This is a genomic window from Tabrizicola sp. (genome assembly GCF_041913445.1).
GTDB lineage: Bacteria > Pseudomonadota > Alphaproteobacteria > Rhodobacterales > Rhodobacteraceae > Tabrizicola.
In genome coordinates, this window is record NZ_JAYSFG010000003.1 from 264,155 (window position 1) to 277,275 (window position 13,121).

The 13,121-nt window shown below is 65.8% G+C and carries 12 protein-coding genes; 3 read left to right on the forward strand and 9 right to left on the reverse strand.

Going from position 1 to position 13,121, the window contains the following annotated elements:
• The 6 genes from ACE3Q6_RS05450 to chvE form a co-directional block, all read right to left on the reverse strand.
• On the reverse strand, positions 1 to 921 hold the full coding sequence (locus ACE3Q6_RS05450) for a Gfo/Idh/MocA family protein (RefSeq protein WP_374429471.1): 921 nt from the start codon (positions 919 to 921) through the stop codon (positions 1 to 3).
• 132 nt (positions 922 to 1,053) lie between these two features.
• Positions 1,054 to 2,799, reverse strand: a complete 1,746-nt coding sequence (gene araD, locus ACE3Q6_RS05455; protein WP_374429473.1) for an L-arabinonate dehydratase — start codon at positions 2,797 to 2,799, stop codon at positions 1,054 to 1,056.
• A gap of 10 nt (positions 2,800 to 2,809) precedes the next feature.
• Positions 2,810 to 3,778 (reverse strand): AraD1 family protein, encoded by a 969-nt coding sequence (gene araD1 / locus ACE3Q6_RS05460; RefSeq protein ID WP_374429475.1) that lies wholly within the window; start codon positions 3,776 to 3,778, stop codon positions 2,810 to 2,812.
• 8 nt (positions 3,779 to 3,786) lie between these two features.
• Positions 3,787 to 4,956: a multiple monosaccharide ABC transporter permease gene (gene mmsB / locus ACE3Q6_RS05465; RefSeq protein WP_374429477.1), complete on the reverse strand. Its 1,170-nt coding sequence runs from the start codon at positions 4,954 to 4,956 to the stop codon at positions 3,787 to 3,789.
• On the reverse strand, positions 4,957 to 6,510 hold the full coding sequence (gene mmsA, locus ACE3Q6_RS05470) for a multiple monosaccharide ABC transporter ATP-binding protein (protein ID WP_374429479.1): 1,554 nt from the start codon (positions 6,508 to 6,510) through the stop codon (positions 4,957 to 4,959).
• Positions 6,511 to 6,569: 59 nt separating this feature from the next.
• On the reverse strand, positions 6,570 to 7,616 hold the full coding sequence (gene chvE, locus ACE3Q6_RS05475; RefSeq protein ID WP_374429683.1) for a multiple monosaccharide ABC transporter substrate-binding protein: 1,047 nt from the start codon (positions 7,614 to 7,616) through the stop codon (positions 6,570 to 6,572).
• Positions 7,617 to 7,781: 165 nt separating this feature from the next.
• Here chvE and ACE3Q6_RS05480 point away from each other — a divergent pair, with 165 nt between their 5' ends.
• The gene (locus ACE3Q6_RS05480; RefSeq protein WP_374429481.1) at positions 7,782 to 8,708 is read left to right on the forward strand and encodes a LysR family transcriptional regulator; all 927 of its coding nucleotides are present in this window, start codon (positions 7,782 to 7,784) and stop codon (positions 8,706 to 8,708) included.
• Here the strand turns inward: ACE3Q6_RS05480 and ACE3Q6_RS05485 are convergent.
• Genes ACE3Q6_RS05485 through ACE3Q6_RS05495 form a run of 3 tightly spaced genes read right to left on the reverse strand, consistent with a single transcriptional unit; the run spans position 8,705 to position 10,915 of the window.
• Positions 8,705 to 9,502 carry a 3-methyl-2-oxobutanoate hydroxymethyltransferase gene (locus tag ACE3Q6_RS05485; RefSeq protein ID WP_374429484.1) on the reverse strand — a complete coding sequence of 266 codons (798 nt, stop codon included), beginning with the start codon at positions 9,500 to 9,502 and terminating at the stop codon, positions 8,705 to 8,707. The two genes, ACE3Q6_RS05480 and ACE3Q6_RS05485, sit on opposite strands and share 4 nt — an antisense overlap.
• Positions 9,502 to 9,813, reverse strand: a complete 312-nt coding sequence (locus ACE3Q6_RS05490) for a MocE family 2Fe-2S type ferredoxin (protein ID WP_374429486.1) — start codon at positions 9,811 to 9,813, stop codon at positions 9,502 to 9,504. Before ACE3Q6_RS05490 ends, ACE3Q6_RS05485 begins: the two co-directional genes overlap by 1 nt.
• 10 nt (positions 9,814 to 9,823) lie before the next feature.
• Positions 9,824 to 10,915 carry a fatty acid desaturase family protein gene (locus ACE3Q6_RS05495; RefSeq protein WP_374429488.1) on the reverse strand — a complete coding sequence of 364 codons (1,092 nt, stop codon included), beginning with the start codon at positions 10,913 to 10,915 and terminating at the stop codon, positions 9,824 to 9,826.
• 150 nt (positions 10,916 to 11,065) lie between these two features.
• Between ACE3Q6_RS05495 and ACE3Q6_RS05500 the strand changes: the two genes are divergently transcribed.
• Entirely contained in the window at positions 11,066 to 12,097 is a 1,032-nt protein-coding gene (locus ACE3Q6_RS05500) for a LacI family DNA-binding transcriptional regulator (RefSeq protein ID WP_374429490.1), read from the forward strand.
• Positions 12,098 to 12,227: 130 nt separating this feature from the next.
• Positions 12,228 to 13,034, forward strand: a complete 807-nt coding sequence (locus ACE3Q6_RS05505) for a TIM barrel protein (protein ID WP_374429492.1) — start codon at positions 12,228 to 12,230, stop codon at positions 13,032 to 13,034.
• Positions 13,035 to 13,121 lie beyond the last annotated feature (87 nt).

Below are 13,121 nucleotides of genomic sequence, written 5' to 3' on the forward strand. Positions count from 1 at the left end.
TCAGAAGTCGAAAGCGTCGGTGACAAGCCGCTCGCCCAGGGTGAGGGCGTCGGCGACGTGGACCATCGGGGCGAGGTCGACGTCGGATAGGCCCCGGCGGACAAGGTCGGCCATGCGGGCATAGAGGGCGGGGTATTCGCCCATGATGGTGTTCTCGCCAGCGGAGGGTTTGCCGTCGATCTCCAGCACGTTGCCGCCCATGCGGAGGGCGAGTTGGCCCTTGTCGGTCTGGATGTCGATGTCCCAGGTCTGGGGGCCTTCCTGCCGCCAGTCGAAATCGGCGGTGACGTTGCCCGAGAAGGTCAGCTGCGCGGCGATGGGGGTCTGGCGGTTGGCGGGGAATTCCAGCGTGGCTTTGGTCAGGTGGACGGGCCTCGGCAGAATTTCGGTGAGGATGGAGAGCGCGTTGATGCCGGGGTCGAAGACGCCCATGCCGCCGGGCTGGAAGACCCAATCCTGGCCGGGGTGCCATTTTCGGACGTCCTCGCGCCAGGTGATGTGGGCTTTTTGGATGGTTTTGTCGGCGAGCCAGGCCTTGGCGGGGGCGACGGCGTGGGCCATGCGGCTGTGCCAGGTGGCGAAGAGGGTGAGGCCTTTGGCTTTCGCCATCGCCTCCAGCGCGTGGACTTCGGCGAGGGTCGCGCCCGGGGGTTTCTCCAGCATGACGTGGCGGCCTGCCTGGAGCGCGGCATAGGCATAGGCATAGCGGGGGACGGGGGGCATGCAGAGCGAGACGACGGGGACGTCGGGACGCTCGGCGAGGAAGGTGGCGAAGTCGGTCCAGGCGGGAACGCCGTCGACCTTGCCGCTGCGGGAGATGGTGGCGGCGAGTTCGAAGTCCGGGGAGGCGCTCAGCGCGGGGACGTGCTGGTCCAGGGCGATCTTGCCGATGCCAACGAGGGCGACTTTGGTGCGGGTCATGGGGTGGCCTTTCTGTCAGGCGTCGCGTTCGGGGATGCCGGGGTGCCCCCCTCCCCATCCCTCCCCCACGGCGGGGGGAGGGAGGTTCCTGGGCGCAGCGTCGGTCCCGGTCCGGGGGCGCTGCGCGTGTCGTCAGTGGCTTTCGCGGGCAACCGCGTTGCCGCGGCAGCCGACGAGGAAGTCCATGTCCGCGCCCTTGTCGGCGCCCTGGACGTGGTCGTGGTAGAGCTTGGCGTAGCCGGAGCCCGGCGGTTCGACGGCGGGTTTCCACGCGGCGAGGCGGGCTTTCAGCTCTTCGTCCGAGATGTCGAGGTGCAAGCGGCGGTTGGCCACGTCCAGCTCGATGAAGTCACCGGAGCGGACTACGGCCAAGGGGCCACCGCGAGCGGCTTCGGGGCTGGTGTGGAGGACCACGGTGCCGTAGGCGGTGCCGGACATGCGGGCGTCCGAGATGCGGACCATGTCGGTGATCCCCTTGCGCAGGACCTTGGGCGGGAGGCCCATATTGCCGACCTCGGCCATCCCCGGGTATCCGCGCGGGCCGCAGTTCTTCAGGACCATGACGCAGGTTTCGTCGATATCCAGCGCCTCATCCTCGATCCGGGCCTTGTAGTCGTCGATGTCCTCGAACACGACGGCGCGGCCACGGTGCTGCATCAGGTGCGGGCTTGCGGCGGAAGGTTTCAGGACCGCGCCGTCGGGGGCGAGGTTACCCTTCACGACGACGATGCCGCCGGATTGGGTCAGCGCCTTTTCGGTCGGCAGGATCACGTCGTCGTTGTGCGACTTCACGTCCTTGACCTCATCCCAGATCGCGCCGCCCGAGACGGTGAGCGCGTCCTTGTTCAGAAGCCCCGCCTCGCCCAGGCGCTTGATCACGGCAGGGATGCCGCCGGCGTAGAAGAATTCCTCCATCAGGTATTTGCCCGATGGCATCAGGTTGACGATCGTGGGCACGTCCTTGCCCCAGGCGTCCCAGTCGTTCAGCGTCAGGTCGATGCCGCAACGGCCCGCGATGGCGAGGAGGTGGATCACCGCGTTGGTAGACCCGCCGATGGCCGCATTGGTGCGGATCGCGTTCTGGAAAGCCTCGCGGGTAAGGATGTCGGAGGGTTTCAGGTCGTCCTTCACCATCTGGACGATGCGGCGACCCGTGAGGTGGGCCATGACGCGGCGGCGCGAGTCCACGGCAGGGATCGCGGCGTTGCCGGAGAGGGTCATGCCCAGCGCCTCGGCCATGCTGGCCATCGTCGAGGCGGTGCCCATCGTGTTGCAGGAACCGGGGGAGCGGGACATCGACGCCTCGGCCTCGACGAATTCCTCGGCGGTCATTTCACCGGCTTTGACGGCCTCGGAGAACTTCCAGAGGTGGGTGCCCGAGCCGACGCGTTCGCCCTTGTAGTAGCCGTTCAGCATCGGGCCGCCCGAGACCATGATCGTGGGCAGGTCGACCGACGCCGCGCCCATCAGGAGCGAGGGGGTGGTCTTGTCGCAGCCGACGATGCAGACGACGCCGTCCATCTGCTGGCCGCGGATGGTTTCTTCCACGGCCATCGCGGCGAGGTTGCGGAACATCATCGCGGTGGGGCGAAAGCCGGATTCGGAGACGGAGAAGACGGGGACGATGACGGGGAAGCCGCCCGCCTCATACACGCCGTGCTTGACCCGTTCGGCCAGGTCGCGGGAGTGGGCGTTGCAGGGGTTGAGCTCCGAGAAGGTGTCGAGGATCCCGATCACCGGGCGGCCGTCGAAGAGGTCGGCCGGCAGGCCCTGGTTCTTCATCCAAGAGCGGTGGTAGATCGCGTCCTTCGAGGTTCCGGCGAACCATTCCTGGCTGCGAAGCTTGCGGGGCCAGGGGGCGGGTTTGAACTTGGTCATGGCTGGCCTCTTACAGCTGGTGAACGCGGGTTGCGCCCTTTTCCTTCGGGGCGAAGGTCAGGGTGTTGCGGAGGGGTTGGCCGAAGTCGGGGACCTCGATCTCGAACGTGTCGCCGGGTTGCGTCTTGATGCCGTCGGCGAAGGAGAGCGTCGCGGTGCCGAAGTAGTGGACGTGCAGGTCGCCGGGCTGGCGGAAGATGGAATACTTGAAGTGGTGGTGTTCCAGGTTCGCCAGCGTGTGGGACATGTTGGCCTCGCCACTCAGGAACGGTTTCTCCCAAAGGGTCTTGCCGTCGCGGAGGATGCGGCTGGTTCCGCGCACGTCGGACGGAAGGTCTCCGACAAGGATTTCCGGGCCGAAGGAGGCGACGCGGAGTTTGGAATGGGCGAGCCAGAGGTAGTTCACCCGTTCCGTCACATGGTCGGAGAATTCGTTGCCCAGCGCCCAGCCGATCCGGTGCGGCGTGCCGGTGGGGCAGTTGAGGTAGATGCCGACGATTTCCGGTTCCTCGCCGCCATCCTCGGCAAAGCCGGGGGCTTCCAGGGCGGCACCCGGGGCGACAGCGGCGTAGCCGTTGCCCTTGTAGAACCATTCGGGCTGGGCGCCGACCTCTCCCGCAGCGGGGCGGCCGCCTTCGAGGCCCATGCGGAACATCTTCATGCTGTCGGTCAGGGTTTCCGCGCCCGAGAGCTTGGCGTGCATCGCGTCGCGGGCCGAGGCCGAGCCGAGGTGGGTGAGGCCGGTTCCCGTCAGGTGCAGGTGCGCCGGGTCGGGGTGGCTGACCGGCAGGTCGAAGGTGGCGCGGGTCAGGTCCACCGTCTCACCAAGGCCGCGGCGTTCGATCTCGGCCGCGATGCCGTGGCTGGCGTTGATCGCGGCGGCGGCAAGTTCGTAGACCGAGGGCGTGTTGCGGATCGCGCGGGCCTCGGTGCCCTGGCGGACGACGGGGCCGATGCCCTTGACGGTGGAAAGGTGCATGGCGGGTCTCACTTGTTCTTGTTGTAGACGTCGAAGATGACGGCGGCGAGGAGCACGAGGCCTTTGATCATCTGCTGGTAGTCGATGCCGATCCCAAGGATGGACATGCCCATGTTCATCACGCCCATGATCAGCGCGCCGATGACGACGCCGACGATGGTGCCGGACCCTCCGGCCATCGCGGCCCCGCCGATGAAGACAGCGGCGATGGCGTCAAGCTCGAACCCGGTGCCAGCCTTGGGGGTGGCGGAGTTCAGGCGGGCGGTGACCATCATGCCCGCCAGCGCGGCGAGGACGCCCATGTTCACGAAGCAGAAGAAGACCAGCCGCTCGGCCCGGATACCGGACAGCATGGCGGCCTTGTAGTTCCCCCCGACGGCATAGATGCGGCGGCCCTGGACGGTGTTTTCGGTGAAGAAGGCGTAGAGGATGATCAGGATGGCGAGGACCACCAGCACGTTCGGCAGGCCCCGGAAGCTGGCGAGCTGCCAGCCCACGAAGGCCATGGCGGCGGCGATGATGATGGTGCGGCCCCAGAAAAGGCCGGTGGGTTCGGGGGTGATGCCGAATTCCGCGTCGCGGGAGCGGGCGCGGAGGCCGATCCAGATGACGACGGCGATCGCGATGGTGGTGACGATCAGGGTCAGGCCGTGGGGTTTCTCCAGTCCCGTGAGGTCGGGGATGAAGCCCGAGGACATGGCCTGGAAGGCCTTGGGGAAGGGGCCGATGTTCTGGCCGCCGAGGAGCCAGAGGGTCGCGCCGCGGAAGACGAGCATCCCGGCGAGGGTGACGATGAACGACGGGATCCGCCAGTAGGCGACCCAGTAGCCCTGGGCGGCTCCGATCAGGCCGCCGACGATCAGCGTCAGGGGGATGACGGCATAGATGGGGAGGTCTAGGTCGACGGTCAGGTAGGCGGCGACGGCCCCGGTGAAGGCGGCGACGGAGCCAACGGAAAGGTCGATGTGCCCGGCGACGATGATGAGCAGCATCCCCAGCGCCAGGATGATGACGTGGCCGTTCTGCAGGAAGATGTTGGTGATGTTCGGGGCCTGCAGGAACATCGGTTTTCCCTGCATCGCCACCAGCACCGAAAAGAGCGCCACGATGGCGACCAGCGCCAGCAGCATGCCGTTTTCGCGGAGGTGCCCGCCCAAGGAACTTTGCTTGTCAGCCATTCACGCCACCTTCCCTGTGGTCTTGCCGCCGTTTCTGTTGTTGTCCTTCACGATAAGCGCCATGATCCGTTCCTGGCTTGCTTCCTCACGCGAAAGCTCACCCACGATACGGCCCTCGTTCATCACGTAGATGCGGTCGCACATGCCGAGGAGTTCCGGCATTTCCGACGAGATCATCAGCACGCCCCTGCCCTGTTCGGCGAGGTCCTTCATGATCGTGTAGATCTCGAACTTCGCGCCCACGTCGATGCCGCGCGTGGGTTCGTCGAGGATCAGGAGTTCGGGATCAGTGAAAAGCCACTTGGACAGGACAACCTTCTGCTGGTTGCCGCCCGAGAGGTTGACCACCTTCTGCTGCACGCCGGGGGTGCGGATGGCGAGCTGCTTGCGGTAGCCCTCGGCCACCTGCGCCTCGCGTCGTTTGTCGAGGATGGAGTTCTTGACCATGCCGAAGAGGTTGGCGAGGGAGATGTTCTTCAGGATCGGTTCTTCCAGGATCAGGCCCAGCGCCTTGCGGTCCTCGGTCACGTAGGAGATGCCTGCGTCGATCGCCTTGGTCACGGTGGAGACGTCGACGGGTTTTCCGTGCATCTTCACGGTGCCCTGGTGGCCTTTGCCGTAGCTGCGACCGAAGAGCGACATGGCAAGCTCGGTGCGGCCGGTGCCCATCAGGCCGGCGATGCCGACGATCTCGCCTTTGCGGACGTTGAGCGAGACGCCCTTGATCATCTGCCGCCCAGCCTGTTCTGGGTGCATGCAGGACCAGTTTTCCACCTCGAACAGCATTTCGCCGGGGTTCGGCGTGCGTTCGGGGTAGCGGTGGGCCATGTCGCGGCCGACCATGTCGCGGATGATGCGGTCTTCCGAGATCTCCTCCTTGGACAGGGTGGAGACGGACGTGCCATCACGGATCACGGTGATGCGGTCGGCGACGCGCCCGATTTCGTTCAGCTTGTGGCTGATGATGATCTGGGTGACGCCCTGGGCCTTGAGTTCCAGCATCAGGTCCAGCAGGCGGTCGGCGTCGGCTTCCTGCAGGGCTGCGGTGGGCTCGTCCAGGATCAGGAGGCGGACGTTTTTCGACAGGGCCTTGGCGATCTCGATCAGCTGTTGCTTGCCGACGCCCAGCTTGCCGACGACGGCGCTGGGGGGTTCGTTGAGGCCGACCTGGCGGAGAAGCTCGCCGGTCTTCTGCATGGCAAGGGGCCAGGAGATGACGCCGTTGGTCGCGACCTCGTTGCCCATGAACAGGTTCTCGGCGATCGACAGCAGAGGGATCAGCGCAAGTTCCTGGTGGATGATGATGATGCCCTTCGCCTCGGAATCGCGGATCGAGCGGTTCTGCAGGGGCTGGCCGTCGTAGACGATCTCGCCGTCGTAGCTTCCGTGCGGGTAGACGCCCGACAGGACCTTCATCAGCGTGGATTTGCCCGCGCCGTTTTCGCCGCAGATGGCGTGAATTTCACCGGCCTCGACCGTCAGGCTGACCCGGTCCAATGCCTTGACGCCCGGGAAGACCTTGGTGATCCCGCGCATTTCCAGAAGTGTCGACATGTCCCCTCCCGAAAGGGAACTGCCCGCGCGGGAGCGGCGCGGGCAGGCCCAGGATCAGCTTACTGCAGCTGGTCCGCGGTGTAGTAGCCCGAACCGACGAGGACTTCCTCGTAGTTCGACAGGTTCACCGACACGGGTTCCAGAAGGTAGGACGGCACGACCTTGACGCCGTTGTCGTAGGTCGAGGTGTCGTTGATCTCGGGCTCGCCGCCCGCAAGGACCGCGTCCACCATCTTGACGGTGACCTTGGCCAGCTCACGGGTGTCCTTGAAGATGGTCGAGTACTGCTCGCCCGCGATCATCGACTTGACCGAGGGGATCTCGGCGTCCTGGCCGGTGACGATCGGCATCTTCAGGTCGCCCGAGCCGTAGCCCACGCCCTTCAGCGAAGACAGGATGCCGATGGACAGCCCGTCATAGGGGGACAGCGCGCCGTGCAGCTGCTTGTCGCCGTAGTTCGAGGACAGGAGGTTGTCCATCCGGGCCTGCGCCACGGCGCCGTCCCAACGGAGCGTGCCGACCACGTCCATGCCCATCTGGCCCGACGGGATGACGATGTCGCCTGCGTCGATCAGCGGCTGCAGAACCGACATCGCGCCGTCGTAGAAGAAGAAGGCGTTGTTGTCGTCAGGCGAGCCGCCGAACAGTTCGACGTTCCACGGCTTCACGTCGCCGAAGCGCTCTTTCAGACCGGCAACCAGCGATTCCGCCTGCTGCACGCCGACCTTGAAGTTGTCGAAGGTGGCGTAATAGTCGACCGAGCCGGATTCACGGATCAGGCGGTCATAGGCGATGACCTTGATGCCCTGGGCGGCGGCGTTGTCCAGCGCGTTCGACAGCGTGGTGCCGTCGATGGCCGCGATCACCAGCGCCTTGACGCCCGAGGTGATCATGTTCTCGATCTGGCTCAGCTGGGTCGGAATATCGTCTTCGGCATATTGCAGGTCGGTGGCATAGCCAGCCTCCTGGAACGCCTTCACCATCGACTCGCCGTCCGAGATCCAGCGCGACGAGGATTTGGTGGGCATCGCGATGCCGATGGTGCCCTTGTCCTGGGCGAAGGCAGGCAGCGCGGACAGGGCGGCGGTGGTGCCGGCAAGGGCCATAAGGCCGCGGCGGGTCAAGATCATCTTGTTTCCTCCCGATGATTCTTACTGTGCATCCGCTTTGGGCGCGCATTTGCGGCCCCTGCTTACGGACGCGGCGCAGATTGCGCGGGGCAGACATGTCTGTCAAATAGGGCTTGTGCGTGAAATCATAACAGTATCGTCATGAATCTGTCCGAAGCCGGTCTTGTGGCGCAGTTGCGCCGGATGAAGCCCGTGCAACTGCGACTGCTGGCCGAACTGGACCAGGTGGGGGCCCTTGGGCTTGCGGCGGCGCGGATCGGGATTGCGCAGCCTGCGGCTTCGCGCCTTTTGGCCGAGATGGAGGCCTTGCTGGGGATCGCGCTGCATGAACGGCAGGGGCGCGGTTTGCAGCTGACCCCGGTCGGGCAGGCCTTGGCACGGCGGGCGGCGCGGATCGAGATCGAGCTTGCGGATGCGGCGCGCGAACTGGCCGAGGCGGCGACGGGACGGGCCGGGGTCGTGCGGGTCGGCGCGGTGACCGGCCCGGCGCTGAGCCTGGTGATGCCGACGCTGATCGCCCTGCAACGCGAGTTGCCGGAGTTCCGCTCCGAAGTGACGGTGGCGACCTCGGTCACCCTCTGCGAGCTTCTGCGCGAAGGTCGGTTGGACTTTGCGCTGGCCCGGCTTAGCCCCGGGGAGACACAGCTTTCGGCCCGGGTCATGGCGGGAGAGCCGCTGTCGCTGGTGGTGCGCCGCGGGCATCCGCTGCTGGTGCGGCCGATCCTGTCGGTCGATGACCTTCTGGCTTACGACTGGGTGATGGGGGACGACGGGACGCTGCTGACGCAGACGGTTGTCGGGCGGTTGACCGAGTTGGGGTTGCCACAGCCGAAGCGGCGGATCTCGACCTCGTCCTTCCTGTTCACGCTGGCCCTTTTGAACCAGACCGACGCCATTGCGCCGCTGGCGCGGCCGGTGGTGGACAGTTTCGCGGGCAATCCTTCTGTGCCATTCGTGTCGCTGCCGATCGACCTGGGGCTGCAGGTGGCGCCGTTCAGCCTGGTGACGCGGGCCGGGGCGCAGATGACGCCCTCGGCCCAGAGGTTGATCGACGCGATGCTGGCTTAGGCGTTGCGGTCCAGCCAGTCGGCGAACTGGGACACCACGTCCGGGTCGCAATCCACCAGGTGCTGCGGGGCGGGGTAGTCGCCTTCGTGCACATCCTTGGCGAAGCGGGACATGGCGTCGATCCGCAAGGCCTGCAGCCGGTCATACTCGGCAGCGAAGTCGGCGTAGACCTTGGCGTGGCGCGGGATCTTGCCGCGGTTCTGGCCGAGCACGTCGTCAGTGAACAGGTACTGCGCATGCCCGCCGGCGCCCGCCCCCATCGAGATGAGGAAGAGGTTGGTCTTCTCGGCGATGAGGCGGGTGATGGAATGAGGCACGACCTCGATTTCCACGGCGAAGGCCCCGGCTTCCTCCAGCGCCTTGCATTGGTTCCAGACGAGCTGCGCGGTTTCCAGTGTCTTGCCCACGGCCTTGAAACCGCCGGTCCAGGTGCGTTTCGAGGGGATCAGGCCGACATGGCCGCAGACCGGGAGGCCGTTGTCGGCCATCGCCTTCACGGTCGCCAGCGAGCCCGAGCAGTAGAAGGCGTCGGCGCCGTGCTTGTAGAGCGGGAAGGCCCAGCGCAGGAAATCGTCGGTGGCGCCGATTTCGTAGAAGTTCTCGCCGGGGAAGATGAAGGCATCCGGCGCGACCTCGCGGAACCGGCGGTCGTAGACCATCGCGGGGGGGACGGAGAGAAGCTCGACCCCCGCCTTCGCGGCGGCCTCGGCTTCCTCCAGCGTCTCGACGCGAAGCATGGCGAACTGGTGCTTGCCGCGCTGGTCCAGCAGGTCCTTGACGGTGGGCGGGGCCATCACGCCACCTCGACGTAAACGCGGTCGCCTTCGACCTTCACGGGGAAGGTTTTCAGGTTCACGCAGACCGGGGCGCGCATCGCCTCGCCCGTGCGATAGTCGAACTGGCCGTTGTGCTTGGGGCATTCGATCAGGTGGCCCATCACGAGACCGTCGCAGAGGTGGACGTTTTCGTGGGTGCAAAGGCCGGCGGTGGCGAAGAACTCACCATCGGGCGAGTGGTAGATCGCGAAGGTCTTGCCGGCGTGATCCCAGCGGATCAGGTCTTCTTCGTCCACGTCCGAGGTGGAGCAGGCGTCAATCCAGGGCATGTGCTTGTCCTTATTCTGCGGCGGCGGGGGGCATCATGCCCGGCACGTATTGGTGGAAGTCCTCGCGATAAGGTTTCGCGGTGGGCGGCAGGTCACGGCGGATGAAGTAATCTTCGTTCATCACCTGGCGCTTGATGGCGGGCCACATCTCGGCGAACGCCTGGGCGATGGAGGTGTTCGGCGGGGGAAGGTCGTTCTTGATGACCTCATGCAGGCGCGGCAGCGCGTGGTAGGGGACCATCGGGAACATGTGGTGTTCCACGTGGTAGTTCATGTTCCAGTAGATGAAGCGGCTGATCGGGTTCATGTAGACCGTGCGGCTGTTCAGCCGGTGGTCGATAACGTTGTCGGCGAGGCCCCCGTGCTGGAGTAGCCCGGTCATGATGTGGTGCCAGGCGCCGTACATCCGGGGCAGGCCGATCACCATCAAGGGCAGGATCGAACCCATCCACAGCGCCAGCGCGATGGTTGCGGCGTAGATCGAGACGTGGATGATCGCGACGCGCTGGACCTTGCCCCATTCGCTTTGCGGGACATAGGTGCGTTCCTCTGGCGTCGGGCCGGAGATGGCGTTCCGCAGAATCCGGGGCACGAAGGCGATGACGTCGAGAATGCCGAAGAAGTTCAGGATCAGCTTGGCCACTTCCGGCGGGCGCATCACGGCGATCTCGGGGTCGCGGCCGACGAAGTAGGTCTCGGAATGGTGGCGCGCGTGGCTCCACCGCCAGGTGGCCGAGTTGCGCATGATCATGAAGCTGGCGATCTCGTAGACCCAGTTGTTCATCCACGGGGTCTTGAAGGCGGTGCCGTGGCCACATTCGTGCCAGCGGGAATCGGACGCCGAGCCGTAGAGGACGCCATAGGCCAGCCAGAACGGCGCCGACCACCACGACGGCCAAAGCGCGATGCCGATCCCGGCGAACAGAACCATGCAGCCATACAGGATGATCGTGTCGCGAATCGCCGGCTGGTCGCTACGCGCCATCAGGTCCTTCATCACCTTGCGCGGCACTTCTGTATGGTACCATTCGGCCGCCGTAAGCCCGCTTTCCACCGCGCGCCTGGCGTCGGGTCCGAACAAAGAGTAGTCCCGCTTGCCCATCCTTGACCTCCACTTCCGCGTCCCCGGCGGGGAACGCCTCCTCCCCCACGTGGATAAGTCGGGGTTGGGCAAATCTCCAAGAGGAAAGCTTGCAGGTTTCGTCACGGTCCATCATGATCCGGCATCTCCTTGATGGAATTTCGTCAGATCATGGCAAACCGGCCCACCATCCATGACGTCGCGCGGGAAGCCGGCGTTTCCAGCGCCACGGTCGACCGGGTGCTGAACGGCCGCGAACGGGTGCGCGAGGAAACCGCCCGCAAGGTCTATGAGGCCGCGCGGCTGATCGGCTATCACGCCGCGCCGCTGATCGGGCAGCGGGTGCAGGCCGACCTGCCGCGTCTGCGCCTGGGGCTGGTGCTGCACAAGGAACGCCAGTCCTTCTACCAGCAGTTCAAGGAGGAAGCGGAGCGGGCCGTGACCCAGGCGACGGGGGTTCGCGCCTCGCTGCAGGTGGCCTTTGCCGCCTCGCAGTCGCCCAAGGACTTCACCGAGCTGATGGAAGGGATGGCGGGGCGCGTCGATGCCATCGCCGCGACGGCGGTGACCCACCCGGAAGTGACCGAAGCGGTGATGCGGCTGAACGCGAAGGGCATACCCTGCTTTTCGCTGCTGAACGACTTCGGCCAGGGCGTGCGGCAGAACTATCTGGGGCTCAACAACCTGAAGGTCGGGCGGATCGCCGCGCATATGATCGCCACGGCGTCGCACAATGCCGGAAAGATCGCGGTCTTCGTCGGTGGCTATCGCTGGCACGGGCACGAGTTGCGGGAAACCGGGGTGCGCAGCTATTTCCGGGAACATGCGCCGCAGTTTCAGGTGCTGGATACCCTGATCAACCTGGAAACCCGGCAACTGACCTACGAGGCGACGCTGGACCTCTTGAACCGCCACCCGGACCTGCGCGGGATCTATTGCGCCGGCGGCGGGATGGAGGGGGCCATCGCGGCGATCCGCGAGGCACGACAGCCGGGCGAAGTGGCGCTGGTGGTCAACGAGCTGACGCCGGAAAGCCGGGCGGCACTGATCGGGCGGCACGTGACAATGGTCATCGCCACGCCCCTGCAGCGCCTGTGCGACGACCTCGTCCGCCTGGCGACCGAAGCGGTAAGCGACGGGTTGAAGCCGGTCCAGGGCCAGCACTTCCTGCAGCCCGATCTCTATTTGCCCGAGAGCGTCTGACGAAAAACAATCAACCTCCTGCGCGCGTTTTCGTCAGAGATGATGGGAACTCCCCCGCGACGGATTGACGCGACGGCAGAGTCTCGCGGATGGTCCGGCCCAAGAAATTGCCGCGGTTGGGAGGCCGGGAATGATCCACTTCGCACTGAACCACATGACGGTGGCCCGCCTGTCCTTCCGCGAGCTTGTCGCGCTGGCAAAGGACCTGGGCTGCGTCGGAATCGAGGTCCGCAATGACCTGCCTCAGCCGCTGTTCGACGGGATGGACCCGGCGGAAGCGGGTACCCATGTCCGCGCAAATGGACTGCGGCTGCTGGCGGTGGCCGAGGTGAAGCGGTTCAACGACTGGTCGTCGGACAAGGAAGCCGAGGCGCTGGCGCTGATGAAGATCGCCAAGGCCGCCGGTGCCGAGGCGGTCAGCCTGATCCCGCGCAACGACAACCTTGGCATGGGCAACGGCGAGCGGCAGGCGAACCTGCGGGTGGCGCTGAAGGCGCTGAAGCCGATGCTGGAGGATCACAACCTGGTCGGCATGGTGGAGCCGCTGGGCTTCGAGATCTGCGCTTTGCGCTACAAGGCGGAAGCGGTTGAGGGGATCGAGGCTGTGGGCGGCAAGGGCCGGTTCAAGCTGGTCCATGACACCTTCCACCACACGCTGGCCCATGGCGGCCCGCTGTTCCCCGAACATACCGGGATCGTCCACGTCTCGGGCGTGGTGGACCAGGAGGTCGGGATCAACGACATGCGCGACCCGCACCGCGTCCTGGTGACCCAGGGCGACCGTCTGGGGAACGTCGAGCAGGTCGCCGCACTGCAGGCGGCGGGCTGGAATGGCCCCGTCAGCTATGAGGCGTTCTCGCCCGAGGTTCACGCACTGGCGGACCCTGCAACAGCCCTCCGCGCCAGCATGGACTTCATGGCGCGGGTTCCGGCTTGAGTGATTTTGCAACCGGTTGCAAGAATCGGTTGACGCAGTGCGGGCGACTGCACAGTCTGATGCACACGACCCTCGCGCCCCGCAGGG

Excerpts from the sequence above, each read along its gene's own strand:
- ACE3Q6_RS05450 (WP_374429471.1), bottom strand. The coding sequence starts at position 921 with ATGACCCGCACCAAAGTCGCCCTCGTTGGCATCGGCAAGATCGCCCTG.
- araD (WP_374429473.1), bottom strand. The coding sequence starts at position 2,799 with ATGACCAAGTTCAAACCCGCCCCCTGGCCCCGCAAGCTTCGCAGCCAG.
- araD1 (WP_374429475.1), bottom strand. The coding sequence starts at position 3,778 with ATGCACCTTTCCACCGTCAAGGGCATCGGCCCCGTCGTCCGCCAGGGC.
- mmsB (WP_374429477.1), bottom strand. The coding sequence starts at position 4,956 with ATGGCTGACAAGCAAAGTTCCTTGGGCGGGCACCTCCGCGAAAACGGC.
- mmsA (WP_374429479.1), bottom strand. The coding sequence starts at position 6,510 with ATGTCGACACTTCTGGAAATGCGCGGGATCACCAAGGTCTTCCCGGGC.
- chvE (WP_374429683.1), bottom strand. The coding sequence starts at position 7,616 with ATGGCCCTTGCCGGCACCACCGCCGCCCTGTCCGCGCTGCCTGCCTTC.
- ACE3Q6_RS05480 (WP_374429481.1), top strand. The coding sequence starts at position 7,782 with ATGAATCTGTCCGAAGCCGGTCTTGTGGCGCAGTTGCGCCGGATGAAG.
- ACE3Q6_RS05485 (WP_374429484.1), bottom strand. The coding sequence starts at position 9,502 with ATGGCCCCGCCCACCGTCAAGGACCTGCTGGACCAGCGCGGCAAGCAC.
- ACE3Q6_RS05490 (WP_374429486.1), bottom strand. The coding sequence starts at position 9,813 with ATGCCCTGGATTGACGCCTGCTCCACCTCGGACGTGGACGAAGAAGAC.
- ACE3Q6_RS05495 (WP_374429488.1), bottom strand. The coding sequence starts at position 10,915 with ATGGGCAAGCGGGACTACTCTTTGTTCGGACCCGACGCCAGGCGCGCG.
- ACE3Q6_RS05500 (WP_374429490.1), top strand. The coding sequence starts at position 11,066 with ATGGCAAACCGGCCCACCATCCATGACGTCGCGCGGGAAGCCGGCGTT.
- ACE3Q6_RS05505 (WP_374429492.1), top strand. The coding sequence starts at position 12,228 with ATGATCCACTTCGCACTGAACCACATGACGGTGGCCCGCCTGTCCTTC.